The sequence below is a fragment of the Maribacter litopenaei genome, assembly GCF_025244665.1.
Classification (GTDB): domain Bacteria; phylum Bacteroidota; class Bacteroidia; order Flavobacteriales; family Flavobacteriaceae; genus Maribacter; species Maribacter litopenaei.
Window position 1 is genome coordinate 463763 of the sequence record NZ_CP104205.1, and the last position, 23819, is coordinate 487581.

Below are 23819 nucleotides of genomic sequence, written 5' to 3' on the forward strand. Positions count from 1 at the left end.
GTTTCTCGGAGAGTTTTACGTTTTTAAATTGGGAGTAAGAGTTCGCTAAACGTATGGCATTGTCCTCTCGGAATGTCCCATGGTTTTTTGTTCAAGATGAGATTTTTTGGAGACACATGAAGCCGAACCGTATCACTTTGGAACACAAGTTCTGATGCAACGTGCATCACTGTAGTAGTATCATTGGCCGAACTAAAATCCAAAACCAGTTTCTTGTTTTTAAGACTGCCCTCCAAATACGTCTTTTTTAATAGAACCGGTTGGTAATGAAGTTCAGTAACCCCTGCCATAAATTTAAAATCCTGGGAGTCGCCCTCCAAATCCACACGGAGGCTATCTATCCTGCTCCCTGCATAGGAGACTGCGGGAACGATTACCTGACCCGATATTTCCTTTGTAAAAGAATCGAACTTGGCATCAATGGTAAGGGAATCCAACTCTTGTATACCATCAAAAAACACCTTTGAAATTATGGGGGTAGGTGCAAGGGCCAAGTCCAGGGTGGCTTTTACACTGTCCAACTCCATAGTCGTTAGGGAATCCGAACTGAAGTAGGTTTCAAATTGTTTTTTTAATGCGGTAGTGATTACTGGTAGGGGAGGCGTTTGAAAATAATCCTCCGTTGATAAATCCACTCTTTATTTTCACATCCGTAATAGAATCCTCTACATGGGCATTTATGTTGAGCGGCGTAATTTGATATTGTTGGTTTTCAGTTACCGCAATTCCATTGTCGATGGTGGTTTCAAGGGTGAAATTATTCGAAAGCCCCGTATAGGAACCCTCCATATTGGCGGCTAGTTTAATGTCCTTTCCGGTAAGGCCCAATGCCCTTAGGTCCGCCCCTATTAGATTGGCATTGAAGTTTACGGAATTGGTTGCTGCTTTTAAATCTATATTGGCAGTGGTTTTGAAATTAAGATTTCGATCCTGCATTTCAAGGGTCGCACCTCCTGTTCCATCGCTGATTTCCCCATTTATATGAATATCTTTATACCCATATTCACGAAATTCCACTATCGGGATTTGACCATCAATTTTAGAATTTAGGTTGGAAAGGTTTGTTCCGGAACCGCTGGCGTTTAGATGTAGTGATAGCAATCCCAATCGCGGATTTTTCAAGATTTCGCCAATATGGAGACTATCGGTTTTTATGGTGCCATCAAAACTTTGAGTCGTATCAAAACTTGCATTACCATCTAAATGAACAGATCCTTCAGGGATTGAAAGTTGTAATTGTGTTTCTAAGGATTTTAAAGTGCCTTTCACATTCCCTGTAAGAGCTATGGATTCCGGAATTTCAATTCCCAATTCTTTGTCTGATAGAAACTTGGAAACATCAGTATTTATCGTATTTAGGTTAATATCGTTCAAATTATAACTAAAATCTTTTTCATCTGTGATAGCACTGGCCTCCCCTTGAACGTATACATTTGTATTGGGACTCCAATGTATTTCCGACCGTAATAGGTCAATCTTTTTCAGATTCCCGAGATACTTCTAAGTTTCCTGTGATACTGTACTGCGACAGGGAATCAAGATATTGGTTGTGTTGGAGTTGGGGTAGGAATTTTTGAACGTCCTTGGTAGCAATGGATACATCCGAAATAGTAGCATTTAGTTTGGAATTGGCTGTGTTGACCATCGCCTTCTCTATGTTTTCATATTCCATTTCAAAATTTGCACGGGCGATGCTCTGATTAAGAACAATAGTAAAATCATTTAGAGAGGCCCCATTGTCTGATACCTGCGCATTGAAAGCCAATTGTTTAAGGATCAAACCACTGGCTTCCTTAAAAACTGTTTCATCCACGATCAGTTCAAAATTTTTAGGCTTATAATTGAAATCCCGCGCTAGGAACGTCATCTCCTGAAAGTTGAGATTGTTCGGTTTGAAAGTAGTTTCGTTTGTACGAGCGTATGGTCCGGAAAAATGGGCTTCATTATTCTTTAGGTGAATGTTGTTCGCGGAAAGTTCCATTTCGGGCCACTTAAAGGGAGTATTCTGTGTTTGGGTAGTATCCAAGGACTGAATAAGGGTTAGTGACATGGATGTGTCCTCAAGAATGAAGTCCTCCACTGTGTAGATTGATTCGGAAAGGTTCACATTCGCTTCCGTAATGTTAAAATGGTTTAGTTTTCCGAGAGGTTGCTATACTATCGGGAGAGGAATCAAATTCATACGTTATGTTGTTAAGGAGAAATTGGTCTACATTTATTTTGGGTAAAGGACTCGTGCTAGGTTCGTTGGTTTGGGGAAAGGGATGCGTTTGGTTATAGATTATTTGGGTATTTCCAAGTTCAAAATCCCCTATATCAAAAATCATCGCTTCCAAGTCGAATTGATCAATATCGGTTTCGAGGGTTCCCAATAAAAGATGGACATAGATCCCCAAATAGTCGTCCTCGTAGCCGACTTTCCAGTCGGAAAGAAAAAAATCACCCAAGCTGATTTCCATAGGTTCCGAGGACTGTGTGGTATCGGTCGGCGTCGAAAAAGCATCGATTAAAAAGGAAAAATTGAATTGGTCTATGTCCGAACCTCTTTTTATGTTCACTACCAAACCGTCTGCCTCCCCATCGTCAATGGAAAGTTGGTTTTTGAAAAGTAAAGGGTATAAGGGGAGGTCTAATTTAAGTTCCCTTGCATATACCAAAGTATCACCATGTTCATCTTCTAAATAAATGCCTTCGGTTTTTATGTCCCCTGAAAATGTAATGTAGACTTGATCGACCTCTACCTTGGTGTGGGTCTTGGATGAAACATAGTTGGTTAACTGCGTAACGATTAAATTTTGAGCCCAAGGTGTTCTAATGACCAATACCAAAACAGCGAACAATACCAAAAGGGCGAGAATAGTTTTCCCCACCACCTTCATAATTCGTTTTCGGTTCCATTTTTTGTTTTCCATAGGTCGTAAAGAAAGGAGATAAATAGGCAATTGGATTATGGCCCAATTATAAAGTGTTCACCAAAATCGCCGTAATGATTACTAGCATTAGGGAAACTATAATTACCAAGTTGTATATCCTCCTCTTTCTTTGCTTTCTGTCCTTCAAGGTACCCATACGATGTAAATATAGGTCGGTCTTTTCATACTTTGATGCTGTTATGAAATTAAGAATATCTCTTTTCCCTGAAGAATCAATGTTTTGGATTAAATTTAGTGGTATCAAATTTTAACAGTATGCTTGGGTTAAGAACAGCTATTTATCACGTTGGGGATCTGGCGTTGGCCAAAGAATGGTATGCTAAGGCCTTTACTACCAATCCTTATTTTGATGAGCCTTTTTACGTAGGTTTTAATATTCAAGGATATGAATTGGGTCTATTGCCCGAGGAAATCCCTACAACAGATAAAACCGAAAGTGTAACGGCACTTTGGGGCGTTGAAGATATCCAATCTGAATATGACCGGCTCCTTGCACTTGGTGCGACCACGAATGAAGCTCCAAACAACGTCGGTGGAGAAATAATGGTTGCTACTGTCAAAGACCCTTGGGGAAATATCTTGGGCCTTATCTACAATCCTGAATTTAAGCTGCCCTAGACATCTATAGGTTTTTTACCTGAATCTCATGAAATTTATCTGCCTGTAGACGTAAGAGTTCCTCTGCTTTTTGTTTTTTATAACCGTATAGTTCTTCCTCTCCTTTTAAGTCTTCATAGATTTTTTGGTTGATATCCCCATCGGTGGATACAATGAGTTGACGCTGTGCCACCTTTTGGGCAACCCAGGAAGAGAGGATACTTTCCTGTTCTTCCAATTTTACGTCGTACTCACCTTTGGGAGCCAGCAACTTGGCAATTATGGGAGAGGTTTCAATGGCCGGAAACAAAAGGAAGATGAAAAAGGAAGGAAACCAAGGTAGTTCACCTAAAGCGTTGATTCGAGCCATAAGACCGTCAAAACCATCGATAATAGGTTGGGTATTTTGTACCACTTCTGAATATTCCGTATTCAAATCGGCTATTTGGTTTTCCAAACCGGCAATTTTTTCACCGTTGGTTGTTTTTAACTGTTGTAATTCTGCCAAGGAGGCATCGTGTTTCTCACGTTTTTCCTTGTAGACTTGATCCTTTTCCAAGAAGCCCCGTACCGGCTGTTCCCTCAGCTTCGTTGATATAGATATCATAGAGGGCGTTTGTTTCGGCTTCCTTTGCCGCTATTTCCGATTTTAAACTAGCGATATCCTGGTTCAATTGCTCCACCTTGGGCTTAAACTGTAAGGCAAGCTGTTCCTTGTTGGCCAAGGTCAGTTCATTTTTCTGTTCCAAAAGGACCTGATTGATTTCCTTCTCGAAAATTTTCATTTCAAGTGGTTCAGAGATGACAACCGCGATGATGATAGCCAATACGATCCTCGGTGTAGCCTGTAGCAATTCCTGCGAAAAATTATTCCGCTTTTTTATGGTAGAAACGATAAAACGGTCGAGATTGAAAATTAAAAGCCCCCAAATAAGACCGAAAATTATGGCTGCATAGATACTGTCGAATACAGTAAAGAGTGCGTAACTGCTGGCAATAAAGGCCATAACGGCCGTAAAAAAAACGGTGGCGCCAATACCGGCGTATTTATTCTGCTCCCCTTTGGAACACGTTTTTAAAATTTCGGAATCTGCTCCGGAGCAAAGGATAAAAAATTTTTGTAGCATGTTGATTTGTTTTTTGATTGACCCTCCAATTTCACTTCGACTCTGCTCAGTGTCACCGTTCAAGGCAAACATTGATTAAAGCCTTACCTGTTAGAACGCATTTTACCGAAGTTTGTTACATAAAAAGCCCCTTAGAAGGGGCTTTTAACAGTAATTAGTAAAAATTCTAGTTTTTTAGGTGAATGGGATTTACTGATAACTTCACTAAGGGCTTTTCTCCACTGGATTCCCTGAGGTCGATGTTTATTTTGTGATTGTTTTTAACGACTTCCAATGCTTTTTCTGGGAAATGGGTGTTCCGTTTAGAAAAAAGTCAGCACCGTCCTTTACCCATTTCTCCATACTTTCTATTGGGGATATAGGTTCGGGTGGCGGTGGTGGTGTGTTTGCATCTTCAGCCTTTATATAGGTTGTTGGTGCAGGAGGTTCCGGAAATCTTGTTTGATTTAGATTGATAGGGCCACTGACCACATCATAAGGATCCTGGGTGTCAATAATGCTTTCTATTTCGTTGGAGGCATACTCCGTATCCGAGACGTTTTTGGGTGCTTTTGGTGCATGCGGGGCAGGAGGCGGTGGTGGAAAATTAGGGAAAGGTTCCGCATCCGCCTGTTGTTTTTTAGACATTTTGCCATACAGTTCCTTTAGGCGTTTTATTTCCTTGTTTTTAATGACCATATGGTTTCGGTCCATTTCATTGTACTTTTTGGCCAATGCGTTGTATTCCTTCATTTCCTCACGAGTGGCACTCTGCTGAACTCTTGAGAATTGTTTATCCTTCGGGCCTACAATATTGATGGTGGCAGAACCATAGTCCGTTAGGATTTTATCCACTTTTTGAATTACATTTTTTGGGGTTCTGGTGTCCACTCTAATTATTGAACGCACTATATTCTTGCGTTCATCATATGATAGGTGTTTGTTTATTTTTAAAAGAAATGGTTTTAGATTTTCCAAGGCTACTAACTCATCTCCAATCATTAATTGCCCATTTTTATTAATTAGAATGGTAATATGTGTGGTTGTTTGTTGGTTTGAAGTCGACTTCTTCGGCAAACATTCAGGGAAGGGTTGCGCCTCCTTTTTTTGGGCGTCGCTCATTTTATCGTAAATGGTCTCTAGAACCTTTAAATCAGTGAATGGAATTTTTCGTTCTTCAACGGGAATGGCATTATATTTCATTGCCAGGGTGTTGTATTTTTCAATTTCCTGCCTACCGGCATACTCATTTTCAATAGCAAATGGGGTATTTGCCTTTTCTCGTATAATTTCCTGGTTTGGAGTGACTATTCGGTAAAATCCATATTCAAAAAGGGATTTATATATAAACAAAACTTCACTATTGGAAATATCCCTTGAGGAGGTTAAGTGAATATTCAGAATATTGTTTCTTATTTCCGTATTGATATCAGAGTTGAATTGATTTACGATTTCAACCAAATTATCCTTGTCCACCTTTATTTCTTCTACAAGGTAATTACCATTCCCTAAAATTTCTATGTTCAAGCTTCTTGCGGAATGATTTAGAATTTCTATGGAAGCGTTGTTAGGTATGTAAACTTCTTTGCTGGTGCTAAAGGCAAATAGAAGGAATACGGTTAATGGGAGCAATAGAAAACTCCTTAATACAATTGATTTTTTTGATGTTTTTGTTTTCATGACTGTAAAACGTTTTTTGATGCTTCGACTTCGCTCGGCACGGGTTGATGAATAAACTATAGCGTTCGCTATTTTGATGGATGAATGGTAGTTTTCACATCCCTTTGATAAAAAGGAAAGTAAAAGATGTTGGTATTTAGGTATGCTAGTATCGTTCTTGACGACGGCACTATCCGCCAAAAATTCATGATTTAGCTTTATGGCTGATTTTAGCAGGTATATAAGAGGGTTGAACCAAAAGATTATTTGGGCCAGTTCGACCAAAATAATGTCCAGGCTATGCCATTGCTTTGCATGGGTTTCTTCATGCAATAGCACTTCTTTCGGGATGTTTTGAGTTTCATAGGCCTCTCTGTTCAAAAAGATATAGTTGAAGAATGTGTGTGGAGGTATTTGCTGTAATAGGAGAACCCGCGTAGTAAAATATTCTTTAAGACGTGGGTTTCTACGAATACGCCACCATAGTTGGCCTATATGGAGTATAAATCGAATGCCAAATAACAAAACACCCAAACCATAGATACACCAAAGAATAGTTTCCCAATCCGCTTGCTGTTCAGTAGCCAATATTTGGTTATTGGATATCGCTTCAAATTCTGAAATGTTGGGTGTTTCCAAAGTGGAAGTATTGGAAGAAACTGCAACATATTCGGTAAAAACGATGCTTGGAATAAGAAAAGAAAACGCCAAAGCTGAAAGCAGATAAATTCTCTTAAAATGGTGCATATTCTCCTTTTCTAACAATAGTTTGTAGAAAATCAGGAAAATGACCAAACAGGCAGTCGATTTTGCTAGAAACACGAGCATATTATTTCTTTTTTATTTCGTTGTCTATCAATTTTCTCAATTCTTCCAATTCGGTTTTGCTCAAGTTCGTTTCTTGGGTAAAGAACGAGGCAAACTGACTGGCACTGTCATTAAAGAAGTTCTTGATCAATCCGTTTACGTGTTTGGAAAAATAATCCTTCTTCTTCACCAAGGGATAATATTCACGACTCCTTCCATAACTGTTGTACCCCACAAAACCTTTATCGGTCATACGCTTTAAAAGTGTAGCAACCGTGGTGGTAGCAGGTTTGGGTTCAGGGTAAGCATCGCGTAAGATCTTTCATAAAGGCTTTTTTGAGTTTCCATACGATATTCATAAGTTCTTCCTCGGATTTTGACAACTGCATTTTTCTACAGGTTTAGAATTTGTTCTACAAACATAGAATAAATATTTTAATTCTACAAGTGTAGAAATTAATTTTTATTCCGTCCGACTATTTTACCACATGAAAATGGTATGTTTGCCGATACATTTTTTGGACATGGGTTTATTAGAGGATTTACAAGACCGAAGTGGTAATGTGTGTGAGTTATGCGGTAGTACCGATAATTTAACGATTTACGAAGTACCGCCGGTTTCCACGGGTGGATTTGATGGTAGCGCCTTAGTTTGCAGTACCTGTAAGGGTCAAATTGAACATCCTGAAACCACTGATGTCAATCATTGGCGTTGTCTCAATGATAGTATGTGGAGCGAATACGATGCTGTAAAGGTATTGGCATGGCGAATGCTTTCCCGATTAAAATCCGAGGGGTGGCCTAAAGATTTGTTGGATATGATGTACCTAGAACAGGAAACCCTCGAATGGGCAAAGGCCACGGGAGAGGGCGTTGCCGAAGCGGACAAGATAATCCATAGGGATGCCAACGGAGCTATTTTAGAGAATGGGGATTCCGTTGTGCTGATAAAGGATTTAAAGGTTAAAGGGTCAAGTATGGTAGCCAAACAGGGTACAGCAGTTCGTAGAATTTCCTTGGATCATGAAAACGCCGAATATATAGAGGGCAAAGTAGACGGGCAGCAAATTGTTATCATTACTAAATATGTTAAGAAAGTGTAGCTTATATGCTTATCGATTATAAAGATTTATCATGATTGGCATTTCCATAAAATCTTTATTATAAATTTATTTAGTAAGGTTAAGTAGACCCTACGAACCACATATTTATTTGTCCTTTTCCTTTTGCTTCAATTTTCCCGCGGTATTCAAAAGATAGGTTGGGTTTGTATTTTATCAATTTATATGTATCCTCAGAAATATTTACTTTTCCAACTTCACCATTGCTTTCCATTCTAGAAGCGGTATTAACGGTATCTCCCCAAATATCATACTGAAATTTTTTGACTCCAACTATACCGGCTACCACAGATCCGGTGTGAATGCCTACCCGCATTTCAAATGTCATTTCATTTGAAGCTTTCTTTTCTTTTATTCTTGAGCTCATAAAGGATTGCATCTCAAGTGCGGCCATTATGGTTTTTTCTACGGCATCATCTGATGGAACGGGTAGGCCACCGGCGGCCATATAGGCATCTCCTATGGTCTTAATTTTTTCAATACCATATTTTTCACAAATCAGATCAAAATTTTTAAAACAATAGTTGATCTCACCAACTAGTTCTGATGCTGAAATTTTAGCTGATTGTTCTGTAAATCCTTTAAAATCAGTAAACAAAATTGATACCATCTCAAAATCACGAGCTTTTGCCTCTCCTTTTTCTTTTAACTCTTCAGCAATTTCAGCCGGCAGGATATTCAGCAGTAGATTTTCGGATCGATTCCTTTCTTTTTCTATAATCGCTCTAGACTTTTTTACATAACGCCAACGCGTATAAAAGGCTACTGCAAGTAAAAGAAAAAATAAACCGATGACTATGGCAAAATTTCTGTTTCTGTCCTTTTTACGTACTTCTTGCTGGTGCAGCATTTGTACCTCTAAATCCTTTTCAACTTGAAGTAGACTGTCCGCAAGCATCTGTTTTTTGAACTCCATTTGTTCAAGTTTAACAGCGGTTTGACCCAATTGTAAGCTATCCGAAATAGTTAACATTTTTTCGTGATAGTTCAATGCCAAACTAGGGTTTCCCAAAGTTCTATATAGTTCATACAGGTTAGCATAAGCATATTCCTGATTGCCCAGATCTCCAATTTGAACTGCTTCTAATAGACATTTTTTATTTGCTTCTATGGCTTTTGAGTATTCTTTCTGTTTTAAATAAATATCCGCGATGGCGAATCGAGTCGCAATACCACCTTGAATATCATTTATTTCTTCACTTATATGTAAGCTTTTTTTGAGTGTATCCAGTGCTTTTTTATATTTTTCCTTTAAAAGTAATGCTTCCCCTATTCCCCCTAAAGCCGAGGCGATGCCCAATCGATTGCCAGTTTGTTTTTCTAGTACCAAAGCTTTATCATAATATTCAATAGCCTTGTCAAATTCGTTTTCATTTAAATAAAGGCTTCCAATGTTATTGTAGATTGGAGCATTGGCGCTTTTATTTTTGAGACTGTCATTTATCGAAAGGCTTTGTTGATAGTATCTTAAAGATTTCTCATAGTCACCATTTGCCCTATATATACTTCCAAACTCATTATAAACATCACTTTTTCCTTCCCAGTCGTTGGTTTCTTCATAAATCTTTAAACTTCTTTCGTAGTAGTTAATCGCTTTTACATAATCATCGTTGTCATGATATACATAACCTGTTCTTATCAGAATATCTGCAATCCCTTTTTCATATTGTATCCTTAGAGCAATTTTTAGTCCATTGTTATAGTCATCTAATGCTTTTAGATATTCCCCTACGCGGAAATATGAATACCCTCTTAGATTCAAAGCATTTACGACCCCTCTTTCAAAACCTATTTTTTGGGTAAATTCGAAGAGTTGTCCGGCCCGAATATTGCGCTATCCGGATGTGTTGCGAATGGACCTTGATAAATATAGTCTTCTAGGGCATTGACCCTTACTGTATCAGTCAATTTTTCATTCTGCCAAATATTGAGAAGAGAGTCTATGTCGTTTTGGGGAAAAGCGCAGATGGGCAAGAAAAATAAAACTAAATGCCCATAGACTTTCCCCAAATTTTTCATTAGGCTGAGATTAAGAGGATATAGTAGGTCGCCGCAATAAACAGTAGTGTCAAACTAATAGCCAAGAAAACTATAGCATATTTTACATTTTTGAATTTCCATGCGGCAATTTTTGAAATGATGAAGATTTGTTCTCCCAATTGTTGAAAAAGCTGTTCTTCGTCAAGGCTTATTTCATAAAATGTTTTAGAGAACTGCTTTATATCACCAAATTTGGTAATTACATCACCAAAGAAGAAAAGATTTTTATCATATTTACCTTCAATTTTTGGAGTGAAGCATCGTATACAAAAGTAAATTGATATTGTGGTGGCCAAAAACCGGAGTCCAATTATTAAATAAAAAAGAGTGGCTTTCGAAACATTTATTATCAAGGATTGACTGATTTGAAAGATAAAATTTAGAAGAATGCCATAAAATGAAAGAATTAGGCCTGCTTTAATTTCACTGGATTTTATCATACTGTTCATATGATTCATGCTTCCCCAGTAATGATCTACCAATTCTTCTTTATGTGTTCCTTTTTTATTTTGTTGTAAAGGTGTTTTAGACTTGGCAGGTTTTTGTGCATCATCACTTTCTTCCATCTTCCAATTTTAGGTTTATTTGGTTCGAAGTCTACCCAAAGGTGTTCATCCTAAACAATGGGCTAATCATGAAGATAATGAAAAATTTTCAGCGAAAATATCTTGAGCCAAAATGGGTTATTTCAATTTAGGCATTTCCACCCCTTTCATCCAAAATATTCCAGATTCATAAAACTTTAATCGTGTTTTTATTTCCCTGTCCGATGTATCTCTAGGTGACTTGGAGATATATCGAGCCTTAATCCTGAAAAATCTAAGGTATATTTTTCGCTCTTACTTTTCTCATCTAAGTAAAAGGAAAGAATCTCTTTCTTGGAAATCCATTTTCCTCTTCCATAAGTATGGACAACCGCTGGAATTCCGTCTTCGTTGTTGGAATAGGAATGAAAAATAAATGTTCCATCCTTGTTCAAGTTTAAAGTGTATTCTATGGTATGTTTCTCATTCCCTAGTTTCGGAAATAATCACCCACATACCTATCGTTTTGGCAATAAATAGTAACACCCAAGAGGAATAAAAAGATGGTCAACGTGCTTTTCATATAACAGGGCTATTTTTTCATCTCTGTAAAATAGGTATAGAAATAAGGTATGGTCTCAATTCCTTTTAAGTAGTTCCGGACTCCAAAATGCTCGTTAGGTGAATGTATAGCATCGCTATCCAATCCGAATCCCATCAGGATAGTTTTACTATTCAATTCTTTTTCGAAAAGCGAAACAATGGGGATACTTCCGCCACTGCGTTGAGGTATAGGCTTTTTGCCAAAGGTAGTTTCATAGGCTCGGAAGCTGCTTGGTAGCCATCGGTGTCAATGGGCGTAACATAGCCTTGGCCTCCATGATGCGGTTTCACTTTCACTTTTACCCCTTGAGGGGCAATGGATTCAAAATGGTGTTGGAACAATTCCGTGATTTCCATCCAATCTTGATTAGGCACTAATCGCATGGATATTTTAGCATAGGCCTTACTGGCTATGACGGTTTTGGCACCTTCGCCTGTATATCCGCCCCAAATTCCATTGACGTCCAAGGTGGGTCTAATGGAGTTTCGTTCATTGGTAGTATATCCTTTTTCACCATAGACAGAATCAATATCCAGTGCTTTTTGATACATCTCCAACGAAAAAGGTGCCTTGGCCATTTCGGCTCGTTCTTCATCTGAAAGCTCCTGAACCTTGTCGTAAAAACCCGGAATGGTAATATGATTGTTCTGATCATGTAAACTGGCAATCATCTTGGCCAATATGTTGATGGGATTAGCCACAGCACCCCCGTACAAACCGGAATGCAAATCGCGATTGGGCCCTATGACCTCCACCTCCACGTAGCTTAACCCACGTAGTCCCGTGGTAATGGAAGGCACGTCATTGGCAATCATTCCGGTATCGGAAATAAGGATTATGTCGTTTTTAAGTTTTTCCTTCTTTTGCGCAACGTAGGTGGCGGATTGCTACTCCCTACTTCTTCTTCGCCCTCGATCATGAATTTTACATTGCAAGGCAATTGATCGGTATTCACCATAAATTCCAAGGCCTTTACATGCATAAACATTTGACCTTTGTCATCACAGGCACCTCGGGCGAAAATGGCGCCTTGAGGGTGGAGTTCCGTTTCCTTTATTACTGGTTCAAAAGGTGGGGAGTTCCATAAATCCATGGGGTCCGGAGGTTGTACATCGTAGTGTCCATAAACCAATACGGTGGGTAAATTTGGGTTAATTATCTTCTCTCCGTATACAATAGGGTAGCCGTCGGTTTCATGGATTTCCACCACATCACACCCGGCCTTTTCCAGCGCTTCCTTTACCGCTTCGGCCGTATCCAATACATCCTGTGAGAAGGCGGAGTCGGCACTAATGGAAGGAATTTTTAAAAGTTCAACGAGCTCGTGTAGGAATCTGTTTTTGTGTTCGTCAATGTACTCTTTTACGTTGTGCATGTATGATTTTCTATATTCTTTTTAAAAATACAAAAACCTCGAATTTAAAGATTGTTTATTTAGAGAATTGAAAATTTACTTTATATTTGCATCCCGAATATTTCGACAGCAGTCGGAAGGGAATTGCAGGCGTGGTGGTCAGGATAGTTATCGGGAGGTAGACACGCAACAGAAAAGGTCTTGATTTAAGGACCACAATATATTGAAATGCAGGCGTGGTGGAATTGGTAGACACGCTAGACTTAGGATCTAGTGCCGCAAGGTGTGAGAGTTCGAGTCTCTCCGCCTGTACAGAGAAAACCTCTTGAGAAATCAGGAGGTTTTTTTTGCTGTAAAGCGAAATTGAGGTGGTCAGTAAGGAGAGACGAGAAGCTTGCCCTGAGTGGAGCGAAAGTAGTCTCGGAGTTTATACCGAGCGTAGCCGAGGTGCCTCTAAAAAGGGAAAAGCCGACTTTTAAAAGTTGGCTTCTTAATTAATCAGAAATACTTCAAACTTCGTTCGGTTAATGGTAGATCAATCCTTCTTCGAGTTTTCCCATTTTTCCACGATGGGCTCTAAAATATCATCTTCCACACCCCAAACTTTTCCTTCTTTGGCAAGAGGCATAAATTCGTCAATATACTGTTGGCTAAGGGCCTCGGAATCCCCGTATTGCTTCCGCAGGGCATCCAGTTTTTGGTGAAGGTCTTTCTGTATATCCGCATAGGCAGGGTCATCATAATAATTATGCTGCTCCAACGTATCTTTTTTTCGGTCTATCAATTCCCAATAATCCAAATCAAAATAGTAATGGATCAATTTGTAATCCTTGGTAATTACCGCATAATGTCTGTTCACGTTGTGTTCGGAGGGGTGCTCGTAGTAATGGTAATACACGGCATCCCTGTCCCAATTTTCCATGTCATCGGTCAACACAGGTACCAAACTTTTTCCTTGCATGTCTGCGGGTTGCTCCACTCCGGCAACATCTAGGAAAGTTTGGGCAAAATCCAAGTTTTGTACAAGTTCATCGGAAACACTTCCAGGTTTTACATGGTTTTGCCATGAGACTAGCAAGGGTGTTTTTAGGCTTTCATCGTACACGAATCTTTTATCGAACCAACCATGTTCGCCCAAGTAAAACCCTTGATCCGAGGTATACACGATAATGGTATTTTCCATCATATTGTTGGCTTCCGAGATAATCCAACACCCTGCCTACGTTCTCATCCACAGATTTAATGGTGCCCAAATAATCCTGCATATAGCGCTGATAACGCCATTTAGCAATATCGGTTTCGGTCATGTTGGGATAGTTCTCTATAAATTCATCCGCAATGGCCCTATAATAGGTGTCAAAAGTAGCTTTCGGGTGGAGTCCAACCTGCCTACCGTCATTTCATACCTACGTTTATCAAAACCAATTTGCTCCTCCAATCCCAATTGATCCATAACCTCGGATACAACTTGCTGTCCGCTGCCCAGCCCATATCACCGTCAACCTTCATTTCGGCCACTTTTGCGGCAGGCATACCTTCATGGGAATCGAACAAGGTGGCTGGTTCCGGAAAAGTCTTTGTTGTGAATTCTTCCATATGGCGTTCCGCCATTAACCAGGAACGGTGCGGGGCTTTGTGCAGGTACATGAGCATAAAGGGTTTGTCCGCTTGGCGCTCATTATCCAGCCAATCAAGGGTCATATCGGTTACAATGTCCGTTACGTATCCCTTTACGTTGATCTCCCCTTCGTTTTTGGTGATGAAATCCGGGTTGTAATACGAACCCTGTCCAGGTAAAATCTTGAACTGGTCAAAACCTTTGGGATTGTTTCCAAAATGCAATTTCCCGAACATGGCCGTTTGGTACCCCGCTTTTTGTAGGAGTTGTGGAAAGGTCACATTTGTGGTGTCAAAAGGGGATACATTATCTATTTTGCCGTTTAGGTGGGAGTGTTTTCCAGTAAGGATGGTAGCCCTTGATGGGGCACAGATACTATTGGTAACGCTTGCATTGGTGAAAAGCATACCCATTTTTGCAATCCTGTCTATGTTAGGTGTTTCAATCAAACGATTGTCGTATGCCGAAATGGCCTGATAGGCATGGTCATCCGACATGATAAAGACAATATTTGGTTTTTTGGGTATTTCTTTTTCCGCTTCATTGCATCCAGTAAAAAAGGTTACGCTTAGTAAAAGAACTGTAAACTTGAGGAACTCTTTGGAGGCTTGGTATCTTGGGTTGGTTTTGGCGCTCATGTGAAATACATGTTTTTGATTCGTTTTGGAAGATACTACTTTCTGTATAATTTTAGGGTAACCCGGAAGTTTTTTGCACCTGTCTTGTAAGTATTTTAGAAACCTTACGCCCAATTACTTGTTTGATAATCAAATATCTCCAAGAACAGTACGTTATGTGTTCAAGCGAAGTACAGAGAAGTAGGTTTTGCACGATACAAGTAGTACCGATTCGAATATTTTGTACTTTTACATACAGATGAAGATTGTATTTCACAAAATAGTATCCATTTCAATGGCACTTTTGGTGCTGTTCACCACTACCTCTTTTTCAGTGGGCATGCATTTTTGTGGAGATCATCTCATGGATTTTAGTCTTACCGGGAATGTGGAAGGTTGCATGATGCAACCCAAAGTCTCTCACGAAATGGACGATTGTCCTATGATGGAAATGAAAATGGATTGTTGTGCCGATGTGGAGTTGTCCGTTGCCGGTCAAGATGACTTGCAGCCTACCTTTAATCAATTGACATTTGACCAACAGGTTTTCCTCTCTACTTTCGTTTACGCCTATTTGCAGGTATACGAAAGTATCCATCAGGAAAAAATAACTTTTAAAGACTATTCTCCGCCGTCCTTGATTCGGGATGTTCAAATTCTGGATCAGACCTTCTTAATTTGATTTTAGACGTTTTGATGTAACCTGGTTGCTAATGCTCCCGGGCAGTTTTGTTGTATGGAATACCCAGTACCTCAAAACGAACCTTGTAAAACTGTCTAATTTTCAAATGTTATGCTGAACAAAGGCATCAAGTATCTTATAGAAAACAAACTTATTGCAGTGCTCCTTCCGGTTCTTTTTGTAGGATGGGGTTTGGTGAATGCACCTTTTAATAGAGGAAATTCCGGTTGGTTGTCCGGTTTGCCGGCTTCCCCGGTTGCGGTGGATGCCATCCCGGATATAGGGGAGAACCAACAGATTGTTTTTACCAAATGGGAGGGACGATCCCCACAGGATATCGAGGACCAAATTACCTATCCACTTACGAGCTCTTTGTTGGGAATTCCTGGAGTGAGGACTATCCGTAGTTCTTCTATGTTCGGATTTTCCAGCATCTATATCATTTTTGAGGAAGATGTAGAATTCTACTGGTCTCGCAGTCGCATCTTGGAAAAACTTAACTCGTTGCCCATAGGTCTACTACCGGATGGGGTAAGCCCCACTTTGGGGCCCGATGCCACGGGCTTGGGACAAATATTCCGGTATACCTTGGAAGGAAGGACCAGGAAGGAAACGTCACCGGAGGATGGGATTTACAGGAATTACGTAGCATACAGGATTACTATGTAAAATATGGGTTGGCAGCTGCCGGTGGAGTTTCCGAAGTGGCTTCTATAGGTGGTTTTGTGCAGGAATATCAGGTAGATGTGGATCCTGAGCTTATGCGGCAGTACAACATAGGATTGGCCGAGGTGGTAAAGGCCGTAAAGCAAAGCAATCAAGACCTAGGAGCGCAAACCCTGGAAATGAATCAGGCCGAATATTTAATTCGTGGTTTGGGCTATGTAAAATCCATTGAAGACATTGAAAATGCGGTAGTGACCTCGGAAGATTTTACATCCATAAGGATCAAGGATATTGCGAGGGTAAATTTAGGTCCTGCCAGTCGGCGAGGTATTCTTGATAAGGAGGGCGCCGAAGTCGTTGGAGGTGTTGTTGTGGCCAGGTACGGTGCAAATCCTTTGGAAGTCATTAATCAGGTAAAGGATAAAATTAAAGAAATAAGTGGAGGTTTGCCATCCAAGGTATTGGCCGATGGCCGTACTTCACAATTGACCATCGTACCCTTCTATGATCGAACGGAATTGATTCAGGAAACCTTGGGTACCCTCAACGAGGCGTTAACACTAGAAGTCTTGATCACCATTTTGGTCATCATCGTTATGGTATTCAACCTTCGTGCCTCTATACTTATTTCCGGGCTCTTGCCCGTTGCTATCCTTATGGTGTTCATCACCATGAAACTATTTGATGTGGACGCGAATATTGTGGCACTTTCCGGTATTGCCATTGCTATAGGTACTATGGTGGATGTAGGGGTAATCCTGGCGGAAAATATGATACGACATCTAGAGGATAAGACATTGTGTCTTGACAGAGAAGGCAACCCGTTAACGACCAATGAAATTGTCTACAATGCGACCTCCGAGGTATCCGGGGCTATTCTAACAGCCGTATTGACCACGATTATAAGTTTTATTCCTGTTTTTACCATGATTGGAGCGGAAGGAAAACTGTTTCGCCCTTTGGCCTTTACCAAGACGATGGCCCTGGCCGCATCCTTGGTCATTGCCCTATTCTTGATTCCTCCTTTTGCAGCGCTATTTTTTAGAAAAGGAAAACAGCCTATTGCTCTGAGGAATCTTTGGGATTATGCACTGATTGTGATAGGGGTACTGGCACTCATTTTCGGATTTTGGACAGGTCTCGGCATTGATCGCTTTTGGAGGAGTGGGGCTTTGGTTTCGATTAAACAAAAAGGAAAGTATAGAGATTTCCAGTGGTAATTTCAATGTTTCATTTTCAAAAAAACTGGCCAATATTGGGATATCCGTGTTACTTATCGTAATACTATTGGCCGAATACTGGAGACCTTTAGGCTTTGATAGAAGCATCCTCATAAATTTTGTTTTTGTGGCCCTTATTTGTTTCGGTCTTTTGGGTACTTTCTCGGTATTTAAAAGGTATTACTCCCGTATTCTAAGGTGGGCCTTGGACCATAAGGGGCTTTTTATTGTAATACCTTCCACGATCCTCTTTCTTGGTATTATGATCATGAAAAATACGGGTGAGGAGTTCATGCCTTCCTTAAATGAAGGTACTTTTCTGTTGATGCCAACCTCCCTGCCCCATGCCGGGGTCGCGGAAAATAAGCGTGTGCTACAGCAATTGGATATGGCGGTGGCTGGCATTTCTGAGATTGAAACCGTGGTTGGAAAATCAGGACGAACGGAATCGGCTTTGGACCCAGCTCCTTTGTCCATGTATGAGAATGTGATTCAGTACAAGTCCGAATTCATGAGGAATACGGAGGGTAAAAGACAACGTTACAAAGTGAACAAGGACGGATTGTTTGTACTTAATGATGGAAAATTTCATGTAAATCCCAACAATCCTATAGAAGGTCATGAGCAATATGATACTTCCCAATTGGTCCAATTTGTAGAAAGGGGAGATTTAATTCCTGACGAGAACGGAGCGTACTTTAGGAATTGGCGCCCGAAATAGAGAGTCCGGATGATATTTGGAACGAAATCGTATCCGCCACTCGTTTGCCGGGAGTTACATCGGCACCTAAACTGCAACCTATAGAAACCCGTTTGGTAATGTTGCAGACAGGAATGCGGGCACCAATGGGTATCAAGGTAAAAGGTCAGGATTTACGGGAGATTGAAAAATTTGGACTTCAGCTGGAGGAGCTTCTGAAGGAGGCCGAGGGCGTTAAGGCGCAGTCCGTTTTTGCGACCGTATCATTGGAAAACCCTATTTGCTCATTGACATTAAAAGAGAACAATTGGTACGTTACGGAGTATCGATCGCCGATGTACAAAACATCCTAGAGGTGGCCGTTGGAGGCATGCCCCTTACACAAACAGTGGAAGGCAGGGAACGGTATTCGGTAAGGGTTCGCTATCCAAGGGAATTAAGGGATAATCCGAGAGGATTTGAAGAATATCTATGTGCCCGTTGAAAAGGGAAGTCCCGTACCTCTAGGGGAGCTGGTGGAAATCAAATATGAAAAGGGACCACAGGTAATTAAAAGTGAGGATACCTTTTTAGTGGGGTATGTACTGTTCGACAAGTTGGACGGCTTTGCCGAAGTGGATGTGGTTGAAAATGCCCAGGCTTTGATAGGTAAGAAAATCAAAACCGGGGAATTGACAGTTCCCAAAGGGATTAGCTATCAATTTACGGGGACCTATGAGAACCAGCTAAGGGCAGAAAAAACCTTGTCTATAGTAGTGCCCCTGGCCCTACTCATTATTTTTGTGATCTTGTACTTCCAGTTTAAATCGGTTACCACTTCTTTAATGGTATATACCGGTATCGCCGTAGCCTTTGCCGGAGGGTTTATCATGATATGGCTCTATGGCCAAGAATGGTTCCTCAATTTTAGCCTATTTGGTGAAAACCTTAGGGATTTATTTCATATGAAAACCATCAACTTAAGTGTGGCGGTATGGGTAGGGTTCATCGCCTTGTTTGGAATAGCCACGGATGACGGTGTGGTCATGGCCACCTACTTGACCCAAACGTTTGAAAGGGAAAAAACGGACAGTGTAAAGGGTATCCGTTTGGCAGCATTGCAAGCCGCGAATAAGCGAATTCGGCCCTGTTTGATGACCACGGTCACCACCATTTTGGCCTTATTACCGGTTATGACTTCCTCTCGGAAAGGGAAGCGATATCATGATTCCTATGGCCATACCTATTTTTGGTGGAATGGTGATTGACATAACCTCCTATTTTTTAGTGCCAGTATTGTATAGTTGGCATAAAGAATATCGATTAAAAAAGACAAACAAATGAGAAACCTGAGCCTACTATTATTCTTTTTGTTAGTTGTAGATGGTTCTGCCCAAAGTCTAAGAGATTATTTGGTGGAGGCTATGTCTAACAACCCGTAAATACAAGCATTTGAAATGCGATATAATATATCAAAAGAGAAAATTTCGGCAGCTTATAGTTTGCCAAATACCTCTTTAAGTGCCGGATATTTTTTAAGTGAACCTGAAACACGAACGGGTCCACAGCGGATCCGACTTTCCGTATCCCAAATGTTGCCCTGGTTCGGTACCATAACTGCACGCGAAAATTACGCAAGTTCACTAGCAGATGCGGATTATTTGGATTTGGTTATCGCCAAAAGAAAATTGGCCTTGTCCGTAACACAATCCTACTATACCCTATATCTTTTGGAAGCAAAACAAAAGGTCTTAGAGGAAAATATCCAATTGTTGGATACCTATGAGCAATTGGCCTTGACGTCCGTTGAGGTGGGCAAGGCCTCGGCAGTGGATGTGTTGAGATTGCAAATTCGAAAAAATGAATTACAGCAACAGGTAGAGGTTTTGAAACAAATGTTTTTTGCTGAAAGGGCGAACTTCAATGCATTGAGAAACCAAAAACAAAGCCTTGCCGTGCCAATTGTTTCGCAATTGGATTTACCCGTTGAAGATTCATTATTGAATAATTCACAGATAGATTTGAATCCTGAGCTTTTAAAATATGATAGACTTTATGAATCAGTAATTAAGTCCGAAATGTTGAATCAAAAGCAAAGTGCCCCAAACTTTGGAATAGGATTGGACTATGTAACGGTTTCGGAGCGGCCAGATATGGATTTTGTAGATAATGGAAAGGACATATTGATGCCTATGGTGTCTTTGTCCATACCGCTGTTCAACAATTCTTATAAATCCGTGACAAAACAGAATGAATTTCGTCAATTGGAGTTGGAATCGCAAAAGCAACAACGGCTGAAGGTACTCGAAACGGCTTTGGCAAAAGCGGTTTCACAAAGAAACCAAGCCCGTATCTCCTATAATACTATTAATAGGAATTTGAAACAGGCAAAGGATGCTGAGGACATCCTAATAAAAAACTACGAGACGGGTACTATAGATTTCAATGATGTTTTGGACATTCAGGAATTACAATTAAGGTTCCGAGATACATCGATTGGAAACCATAAAATCATATTATGAACAGAGTGCAATTATTAACTATTTAATACAATAACTATGAAACGAGTAACTATGCCATTTATGGCAACCATTTTAATCTTTTCCCTTTCGTGTAAGGAAGAAAAGAAATCCGTAGAAACATCAAATCCGGAACCGGTGATGGAGGAGCAGGCAAAGGAGATGGCCGTGGCCTCTTTTAATCAGGAAAAGACCAACATGTTGTTTACTGATTACCAAAATTTAAGAAAGGCTTTGGTGGCCACTGCACCGGACGATGCAAAGACAGCTGCAGAGCAAATGAAAATGAACTTGGATACGGAGGAGAAGGAAATCAGTGCTTTGGCAGATGAAATATCAAATGCCTTGGATGTGGAAGCACAACGGGAAGTGTTTTCCCGATTGACGGAAAAAGTAGAACCAAAGTTCAAGGAAACTATTGAAAGCGGGGAAATTTACAAGCAATTTTGTCCCATGGCATTTGAGGGCAAGGGCGCCTATTGGATTTCGGATGCATCGGAGATTAGAAACCCATATTTTGGGGACAAGATGCTCACTTGTGGAAAGGTGACCGAAACTATAAATTAAAAAACCCATGAAGCACACCTATAGCATAACTGGGATGAGCTGTAACGGTTGTAAAAACCATGTTGAAAAGGCTTTGTCCAATGTAGAAGGTGTTTCCAAGGTATCTGTGAATCCGGAAGGTGCGGAAGCTACCATTGAAATGAAGGAACATATTCCGTTGGAACGCTTTAAGAAAGCTCTTAAAGAAGATGGTGGCGGGTATGCCATCCATCCTCAAGGTTATGTTGCAAATAAAACGGAAGAAAAGAAAGCTACAGGTAGCGGAACAGGTACTTTTTATTGCCCTATGCGTTGCGAAGGGGATAAAACCTACGATACCCCTGGAGACTGTCCTGTGTGTGGAATGGATCTGGTAGAGGAACAAAGGGTTCAATCTTCGTCCGAAACGGAGTGGACCTGTCCTATGCACCCTGAAGTGGTGAAAGACGAGCCTGGGTCTTGTCCTATTTGCGGTATGGACCTTATACCCAAAGAGCCCGATATCTCTGCCGAGGAAAAAAACTATCAAAAACTACTGAAAAAGTTTTGGATTGCCCTTGGTTTTACCTTGCCTATATTTTTGATTGCCATGAGCGATATGCTGCCAAGTCAACCCTTGTTCCGTATTATGAATCAAAAATGGTGGAATTGGGATTCAACTGGTGCTATCTGTCCCAGTGGTATTCTATGCTACCTGGATGTTCTTTGAACGCGCCTATAGAAGTATTAAGACTTGGAACCTAAACATGTTCACGCTCATTGGTATTGGCGCTGGAATTGCATGGGTTTTCAGTGTTTTTGGATTGCTGTTCCCCGACTTTTTTCCCGCCCAGTTTAAAACGGAATCAGGAGCCGTTCATGTGTATTTTGAATCCGCTACTGTTATACTGACTCTAGTGCTTATGGGACAAGTATTGGAGGCCCGGGCCCATAGTAAAACAAATTCCGCCGTAAAGGAACTATTAAAGTTGGCCCCAAACAAAGCCGTGCAAATTGTGGAAGGCCAAGAGAAAATGGTGGCCATTGATAGTATTGAAATCGATGATATCTTAAAAGTAAAACCAGGTGAAAAAATTCCTGTGGACGGTATCATTACGGAGGGTGGGACTTCCGTGGATGAATCTATGATAACAGGGGAACCCATACCAGTGGACAAGACCGTAAATGATACCGTAAGCAGTGGAACCATTAATGGCAACCGGACCTTTTTAATGAAGGCCCAAAAAGTTGGATCCGATACCTTGCTATCCCAAATAATTAGCATGGTCAATGATGCTAGTAGAAGCCGTGCCCCCATCCAAAATCTAGCGGATAAAATTTCAAGCTATTTTGTACCTATCGTAGTCCTTGTTTCCGTACTGACGTTTATCGTATGGGCAGTTTGGGATCCCAATCCGGTCTATGTATATGCATTGGTCAATGCCATAGCTGTGCTCATTATCGCATGTCCCTGTGCCCTGGGGCTGGCGACCCCCATGTCCGTTATGGTTGGAGTTGGGAAAGGGGCCCAAAACGGAATACTTATTAAAAATGCAGAGGCCTTGGAAAAAATGGATAAGGTGAACGTTCTTGTCGTTGATAAAACAGGTACGATTACGGAAGGTAAACCGACGGTAGAAAAAGTAGCTTCCTTTGATAAAACTATTTCGGACGGTGAGGTATTGGAATCAATTGCATCACTGAATAGCTCCAGTGAGCATCCTTTGGGGGCAGCAACGGTAAAGTATGCCAAGGAAAAGAATATAGGGTTGAAAAAAGTCGAAAGTTTTAATTCCGTTACCGGAAAAGGAGTAGAAGGATTCGTAGACGGCAGAAAATTAAGTTTGGGCAATGCAAAAATGATGGAGTACGCAGGTCTTGGACTTGAAAGGGAAGCCGCGTTGGAGGCGGAGAAATATCAGGATCAAGGTAAGACAGTTTCATTTTTGGCTATTGAGAATACGTTGGTCGGTTACGTAGTAATCGGTGATAAAATAAAGAGTACTAGTAAAGAGGCAGTTAAAAAGCTTCAGGAAAAGGGTATTGATGTCATCATGATGACAGGCGATAACGAAAATACGGCAAAAGCAGTAGCAAGCGAATTGAATTTGACCGATTTTAAGGCGGGTATGCTTCCGAGAGAACAAATTGGAGGAAGTGAAAGCGCTACAGGCAAAGGGCAAAATTGTTGCGATGGCCGGTGATGGTATAAACGATGCTCCGGCACTCGCTAAGAGTGATGTGGGTATCGCCATGGGAACGGGTACTGACGTGGCTATTGAAAGTGCCATGATGACTTTAGTGAAAGGTGACTTGCATGGAATAGTAAAGGCCTATACTTTAAGTGATGAGGTCATGAGGAACATAAAACAAAATCTTTTCTTTGCGCTAGTTTACAATACTCTAGGAATACCGATAGCGGCGGGTGTACTGTACCCGTTTTTTGGAATTCTTTTGTCTCCAATGATTGCGGCATTGGCAATGAGTTTTAGTTCCGTTTCCGTTATAGCAAATGCACTTAGATTAAGAAGTAAAAAATCGGATTGAA

At 40.6% G+C, this 23819-nt stretch carries 14 protein-coding genes, 1 tRNA gene and 6 pseudogenes; 8 read left to right on the forward strand and 13 right to left on the reverse strand.

Annotated elements, in window-relative coordinates; translation table 11 throughout:
- Positions 1 to 23 precede the first annotated feature (23 nt).
- The 4 genes from NYZ99_RS02465 to NYZ99_RS02480 form a co-directional block, all read right to left on the reverse strand.
- Positions 24 to 635: a hypothetical protein gene (locus NYZ99_RS02465; RefSeq protein WP_260573330.1), complete on the reverse strand. Its 612-nt coding sequence runs from the start codon at positions 633 to 635 to the stop codon at positions 24 to 26.
- On the reverse strand, positions 559 to 1374 hold the full coding sequence (locus NYZ99_RS02470; protein ID WP_260573334.1) for an AsmA family protein: 816 nt from the start codon (positions 1372 to 1374) through the stop codon (positions 559 to 561). The genes NYZ99_RS02465 and NYZ99_RS02470 overlap by 77 nt, the downstream gene beginning before the upstream one ends.
- A 97-nt stretch (positions 1375 to 1471) precedes the next feature.
- Positions 1472 to 2080, reverse strand: coding sequence for a hypothetical protein (locus tag NYZ99_RS02475; RefSeq protein WP_260573335.1), 609 nt, complete (start codon positions 2078 to 2080; stop codon positions 1472 to 1474).
- A 43-nt stretch (positions 2081 to 2123) separates the two neighbouring features.
- Positions 2124 to 2879, reverse strand: coding sequence for a DUF748 domain-containing protein (locus NYZ99_RS02480; RefSeq protein WP_260573337.1), 756 nt, complete (start codon positions 2877 to 2879; stop codon positions 2124 to 2126).
- A gap of 309 nt (positions 2880 to 3188) precedes the next feature.
- On the opposite strand from NYZ99_RS02480, the gene NYZ99_RS02485 reads away from it, so the two are divergent.
- Complete coding sequence (locus NYZ99_RS02485; RefSeq protein WP_260573338.1) at positions 3189 to 3551, forward strand: VOC family protein; 363 nt, start codon at positions 3189 to 3191, stop codon at positions 3549 to 3551.
- 4 nt (positions 3552 to 3555) lie between these two features.
- Here NYZ99_RS02485 and NYZ99_RS02490 read toward each other — a convergent pair.
- The 3 genes and pseudogenes from NYZ99_RS02490 to NYZ99_RS02500 all read right to left on the reverse strand — a co-directional run bounded on the left by NYZ99_RS02490 (position 3556) and on the right by NYZ99_RS02500 (position 7491).
- Positions 3556 to 4657 (reverse strand): annotated as a pseudogene (locus NYZ99_RS02490) (DUF4407 domain-containing protein).
- 243 nt (positions 4658 to 4900) lie between these two features.
- Positions 4901 to 7123, reverse strand: a complete 2223-nt coding sequence (locus NYZ99_RS02495) for a M56 family metallopeptidase (protein ID WP_260573340.1) — start codon at positions 7121 to 7123, stop codon at positions 4901 to 4903.
- 1 nt (position 7124) lies between these two features.
- Positions 7125 to 7491: pseudogene (locus NYZ99_RS02500) on the reverse strand (BlaI/MecI/CopY family transcriptional regulator).
- Between the two features lie 135 nt (positions 7492 to 7626).
- On the opposite strand from NYZ99_RS02500, the gene NYZ99_RS02505 reads away from it, so the two are divergent.
- On the forward strand, positions 7627 to 8205 hold the full coding sequence (locus NYZ99_RS02505; protein WP_260573344.1) for a PhnA domain-containing protein: 579 nt from the start codon (positions 7627 to 7629) through the stop codon (positions 8203 to 8205).
- Positions 8206 to 8284: 79 nt separating this feature from the next.
- On the opposite strand, the gene NYZ99_RS02510 is transcribed toward NYZ99_RS02505, so the two are convergent.
- The 3 genes and pseudogenes from NYZ99_RS02510 to NYZ99_RS02520 form a co-directional block, all read right to left on the reverse strand.
- Entirely contained in the window at positions 8285 to 9985 is a 1701-nt protein-coding gene (locus NYZ99_RS02510; protein ID WP_260573345.1) for an adenylate/guanylate cyclase domain-containing protein, read from the reverse strand.
- Positions 9986 to 10241: 256 nt separating this feature from the next.
- Entirely contained in the window at positions 10242 to 10829 is a 588-nt protein-coding gene (locus tag NYZ99_RS02515) for a Pycsar system effector family protein (RefSeq protein WP_260573346.1), read from the reverse strand.
- Positions 10830 to 11379: 550 nt separating this feature from the next.
- Positions 11380 to 12766, reverse strand: a pseudogene (locus NYZ99_RS02520) (dipeptidase).
- A gap of 209 nt (positions 12767 to 12975) precedes the next feature.
- On the opposite strand from NYZ99_RS02520, the gene NYZ99_RS02525 reads away from it, so the two are divergent.
- Positions 12976 to 13057, forward strand: a tRNA-Leu gene (locus tag NYZ99_RS02525).
- Positions 13058 to 13280: 223 nt separating this feature from the next.
- On the opposite strand, the gene NYZ99_RS02530 is transcribed toward NYZ99_RS02525, so the two are convergent.
- The 3 genes from NYZ99_RS02530 to NYZ99_RS02540 form a co-directional block, all read right to left on the reverse strand.
- Entirely contained in the window at positions 13281 to 13910 is a 630-nt protein-coding gene (locus NYZ99_RS02530; RefSeq protein ID WP_260573347.1) for a sulfatase/phosphatase domain-containing protein, read from the reverse strand.
- Positions 13858 to 14052: a hypothetical protein gene (locus NYZ99_RS02535; RefSeq protein ID WP_260573349.1), complete on the reverse strand. Its 195-nt coding sequence runs from the start codon at positions 14050 to 14052 to the stop codon at positions 13858 to 13860. Before NYZ99_RS02535 ends, NYZ99_RS02530 begins: the two co-directional genes overlap by 53 nt.
- Before the next feature lie 88 nt (positions 14053 to 14140).
- The gene (locus tag NYZ99_RS02540; protein WP_260573354.1) at positions 14141 to 15001 is read right to left on the reverse strand and encodes a sulfatase-like hydrolase/transferase; all 861 of its coding nucleotides are present in this window, start codon (positions 14999 to 15001) and stop codon (positions 14141 to 14143) included.
- Between the two features lie 238 nt (positions 15002 to 15239).
- Between NYZ99_RS02540 and NYZ99_RS02545 the strand changes: the two genes are divergently transcribed.
- From NYZ99_RS02545 to NYZ99_RS02565, 5 genes and pseudogenes are all read left to right on the forward strand, one after another.
- Positions 15240 to 15662 (forward strand): HYC_CC_PP family protein, encoded by a 423-nt coding sequence (locus tag NYZ99_RS02545; RefSeq protein WP_260573358.1) that lies wholly within the window; start codon positions 15240 to 15242, stop codon positions 15660 to 15662.
- Between the two features lie 111 nt (positions 15663 to 15773).
- Positions 15774 to 19571 (forward strand): annotated as a pseudogene (locus NYZ99_RS02550) (efflux RND transporter permease subunit).
- Positions 19568 to 20783, forward strand: a pseudogene (locus NYZ99_RS02555) (TolC family protein). Before NYZ99_RS02550 ends, NYZ99_RS02555 begins: the two co-directional pseudogenes overlap by 4 nt.
- A gap of 2 nt (positions 20784 to 20785) precedes the next feature.
- The gene (locus NYZ99_RS02560) at positions 20786 to 21313 is read left to right on the forward strand and encodes a DUF3347 domain-containing protein (protein ID WP_260573359.1); all 528 of its coding nucleotides are present in this window, start codon (positions 20786 to 20788) and stop codon (positions 21311 to 21313) included.
- 7 nt (positions 21314 to 21320) lie between these two features.
- Positions 21321 to 23818: pseudogene (locus NYZ99_RS02565) on the forward strand (heavy metal translocating P-type ATPase).
- Position 23819 lies beyond the last annotated feature (1 nt).

Excerpts from the sequence above, each read along its gene's own strand:
- NYZ99_RS02505 (WP_260573344.1), top strand. The coding sequence starts at position 7,627 with ATGGGTTTATTAGAGGATTTACAAGACCGAAGTGGTAATGTGTGTGAG.
- NYZ99_RS02515 (WP_260573346.1), bottom strand. The coding sequence starts at position 10,829 with ATGGAAGAAAGTGATGATGCACAAAAACCTGCCAAGTCTAAAACACCT.
- NYZ99_RS02540 (WP_260573354.1), bottom strand. The coding sequence starts at position 15,001 with ATGAGCGCCAAAACCAACCCAAGATACCAAGCCTCCAAAGAGTTCCTC.
- NYZ99_RS02535 (WP_260573349.1), bottom strand. The coding sequence starts at position 14,052 with ATGACCGAAACCGATATTGCTAAATGGCGTTATCAGCGCTATATGCAG.
- NYZ99_RS02560 (WP_260573359.1), top strand. The coding sequence starts at position 20,786 with ATGAAACGAGTAACTATGCCATTTATGGCAACCATTTTAATCTTTTCC.
- NYZ99_RS02495 (WP_260573340.1), bottom strand. The coding sequence starts at position 7,123 with ATGCTCGTGTTTCTAGCAAAATCGACTGCCTGTTTGGTCATTTTCCTG.
- NYZ99_RS02480 (WP_260573337.1), bottom strand. The coding sequence starts at position 2,879 with ATGAAGGTGGTGGGGAAAACTATTCTCGCCCTTTTGGTATTGTTCGCT.
- NYZ99_RS02485 (WP_260573338.1), top strand. The coding sequence starts at position 3,189 with ATGCTTGGGTTAAGAACAGCTATTTATCACGTTGGGGATCTGGCGTTG.
- NYZ99_RS02545 (WP_260573358.1), top strand. The coding sequence starts at position 15,240 with ATGAAGATTGTATTTCACAAAATAGTATCCATTTCAATGGCACTTTTG.